The organism is Streptomyces europaeiscabiei, from assembly GCF_001550375.1.
Taxonomy (GTDB): domain Bacteria; phylum Actinomycetota; class Actinomycetes; order Streptomycetales; family Streptomycetaceae; genus Streptomyces; species Streptomyces europaeiscabiei.
Genome location: NZ_LRTR01000422.1, coordinates 1 through 3261 on the forward strand (window position 1 = coordinate 1; position 3261 = coordinate 3261).

The 3261-nt window shown below is 73.4% G+C and carries 4 protein-coding genes; all 4 read right to left on the reverse strand.

Annotated features, from left to right (window positions below; translation table 11 throughout):
* Positions 1 to 1026, reverse strand: a 1026-nt coding sequence (locus AWZ10_RS20310) for a protein kinase domain-containing protein (RefSeq protein ID WP_167365971.1), incomplete at its 3' end; no start/stop codon positions are given.
* Positions 1027 to 1188: 162 nt separating this feature from the next.
* Entirely contained in the window at positions 1189 to 1983 is a 795-nt protein-coding gene (locus AWZ10_RS20315) for a thiazole synthase (RefSeq protein WP_060891746.1), read from the reverse strand.
* Positions 1984 to 1987: 4 nt separating this feature from the next.
* Entirely contained in the window at positions 1988 to 2188 is a 201-nt protein-coding gene (thiS, locus tag AWZ10_RS20320; RefSeq protein WP_060891747.1) for a sulfur carrier protein ThiS, read from the reverse strand.
* A 14-nt stretch (positions 2189 to 2202) separates the two neighbouring features.
* Positions 2203 to 3261: glycine oxidase ThiO (thiO, locus tag AWZ10_RS20325; protein ID WP_060891748.1), on the reverse strand; the 1059-nt coding region annotated here is incomplete at its 5' end.

Genomic DNA, 3261 nt, shown 5'->3' on the forward strand with positions numbered 1-3261 from the left:
GTTGCGCGGGCGCCGGGGCGGCGGCGGGGGCGACTCGAACCGGCTCGTACGGTTGAGCGGGTCGGGGTCCACCGCCACCGACCGCGACACGGACAGCGAGCGCGGGATCACACTCGTCCGGTCCTCCGTGGTGTCATGGCCGCCGGCTATCGCCTGCGGCGGCACCGCGTCCAGCTGCTCGTCGCTCAGCCCCGCCCGTGCCTCCAGCGTCTGCGCGAGCAGGGCGACGGCGTCGTACGGCCGCAGCTCCGGATTGCGCGCGGTCGCCGAGGCGACCAGTTCGTCCAGCTGGTACGCCAGCCCCGGCACGGCGGCCGACGGAGGCGGCACGTCGTCGTTCAGCGCGTGGTACAGCACCTGTGCGGGGGACTCGCCGGCGTGCGGTTTGGCGCCGGTGAGCATCTCGTAGAGCATCACGCCGCACGCGTACACGTCGACGCGGGTGTCGGTCGTGCCGTGCTCCAGCTGCTCGGGGGCGAGGTAGGAGACGGTGCCGAGGACGGTCCCGGTGGTGCTGGTGACGGTGTCCACGGCCCGGACGAGCCCGAAGTCGGCGACCTTGACCCGGCCGTCGTCCCCTATCAGCACGTTCTCCGGCTTCATGTCCCGGTGCACGAACCCGGCGCGGTGCGCGGCGCCGAGTGCGGCGAGCACCGGCTCCAGGATGTCCAGCGCCGCCCGGGGCTGCAGCGCCCCGCGGTCGCGCAGCACGTCACGCAGGGTGCAGCCGGCGACGTACTCCATCGCGAGATAGACGTACGGGCCGTCGGTGCCCTGGTCGTAGACCCCCACCACGTTCGGGTGGGCCAGCCGGGCCACCGACTTGGCCTCACGGATGAACCGCTCGACGAACGTCCGGTCCGCGGCCAGCGTCGGATGCATCACCTTGAGCGCGAGCACGCGGTCGAGGCGGGTGTCCACGGTCCTGTAGACCGTGGCCATGCCGCCGACCGCGATCCGCGCCTCGACTCGATACCGGCCGTCGAGCACATGGCCGACAAGCGGGTCCTGAAGGGTCGTGTCCACGCAGGCGAGTGTACGAGCCGCCGCCGACAGGCCCATCGGTCCCGTGGCGCCGAAGGCGCACTGCAGCAGAGCTGTGACCCGGATCGGACGGCTGTGACAGGCGGGTGCACGGCGGAACTCGTTCGGCTGTTCGAGTGGCGGCGGGGAGGCGTGAGATCCGACTCAGAACGCCGGGCGCTCCGGATCCAGCCGCGCCAGCCCCTCACCCGGTGAGGACGCCTCCGCGAAGTGCCGACGGGGGATGCGGCCCGCCCGGTACGCCAGCCGTCCCGCCTCCACCGCGTGCCGCATGCCCTCGGCCATGAGGACCGGCTCCTGGGCCCGGGTCACGGCGGAGGCGAGCATGACCCCGGCGCATCCCAGCTCCATCGCGAGAGCGACGTCCGACGCCGTACCGGCACCCGCGTCGAGAATCACCGGCACGCGCGCGTGCTCCACGATCAGCTGGAAGTTGTGCGGGTTGCGGATGCCGAGCCCGGACCCGATGGGCGACCCGAGCGGCATGATCGCGGCACAGCCCACGTCCTGAAGTTTCCGCGCGAGCACGGGATCGTCGTTCGTGTACGGCAGCACGGTGAAACCGTCGTCGACGAGCGTCTCGGCCGCGTCGAGCAGCTCGATCGGATCGGGCAGCAGCGTGCGCTCGTCGGCGATGACCTCCAGCTTGACCAGGGACGTACCGAGCGCCTCGCGCGCGAGGCGGGCCGTCAGCACGGCCTCGCCCGCCGTGAAACAGCCGGCCGTGTTGGGCAGCACCCGGATGCCGAGCCGGTCGAGCACGGACAGGACCGAGCCGTGCACGGACGCGCTCACGCGGCGCATCGCGACCGTCGTCAGCTCCGTGCCGGAGGCCACCAGCGCGCGCTCCAGGACGTCGAGGCCGGCCGCGCCGCCGGTGCCCATGATCAGGCGGGACGAGTAGGTCGTGCCGCCGAGGACGAAGGGGTCGTCTGCCATGGGATCAGCCTCCTTGGACGGCGGTGAGGACCTCGACGCGGTCCTCCTCGGCGAGGGCGGTGGTCGTCCACCGCGCGCGCGGGACGACGGTTTCGTTGAGCGCGGCGGCGACACCGGACGGGGACGGGGTGAGCGTCCGCACGAGCGCGTCGAGCGCCGTGCCGGGAGCGATCTGCCGGCGCTCCCCGTTGACGAGGATGTTCAGTGTCCCGGTGGCGCTCATACGGGCTGCTCCACCAGTTCGCGGGCCGCGCGGGCGCGGAACCGCAGCGGCGTGAAGTCACGGGCCTCCGTCGGCAGTTCACCGGTGGACAGCACATGGGCCAGCACATCGCCGGTGACGGGGGTCAGGAGCACTCCGTTGCGGTGGTGGCCGGTCGCGAGGATCAGGCCGTCGAGCCCGGAGGGGCCGAGGAGCGGCGCGTTGTCGGGGGAGGCGGGGCGCAGGCCCGCGCGGGTCTCGGTGAGCGGCAGTTCGGTGATCCCGGGGACGAGTTCATGGGCGTCCCGCAGCAGTTCGTACACCCCGCCCGCGGTCACCGTGGTGTCCCAGCCCTGCTCCTCGCTGGTCGCGCCGACGACGAGTTCGCCGTTCTCGCGCGGCACCAGGTAGACGTGGCTGCCGCGCACCACGGCCCGCACGGTACGGCTCAGGAACGGGGCGTAGGGCTTCGGCACGGTCAGCCGCAGCACCTGCCCCTTCACCGGCCGCACCGGCGGCAGTACGTCGTCCGGGACCCCGGAGAGCCGCCCGCTGAGGCTGCCCGCGGCGAGGACGACCTGTCCGGCGGACAGCCGGTCACCGTCACCGGCCCGAACCCCGGCGGCCCGCTCGCGGACCACCAACAGCTCCTCGGCCCAGGTCCGGTGGAAGACCACCCCGGCCCGCTCGCAGGCCGCCACGAGGGCCCTGGAGAGCCGCCTGGGGTCGATCTGGTGGTCCCCGTCGACCCGCAGCCCGCCGCGTACGCCCGGCGCGAGCATCGGCTCCAGACGGCGGCAGTCGCGGCCGCTCAGCCACTGCGAGTCCAGGCCCGACCGGCGCTGCAGGGCGTGCAGTTCGCGCAAGTGGGCGCGGTCGTCGGCGTCGAGCGCGACGGCGAGCGTGCCCGAGCGGCGGTAGCCGAGGTCGAGGCCGGTCGCCTCCGTCAGCTCGGCCGCGAAGTCCGGGTAGCGGCGCGCGGACTCCAGGTTGAGCCCCAGCAGCGTCTGTTCCCCGTAGTGCAGTTCGGTGACCGCGGCGAGCATCCCGGCCGCCACCTGCGCGGCGCCGTCGCC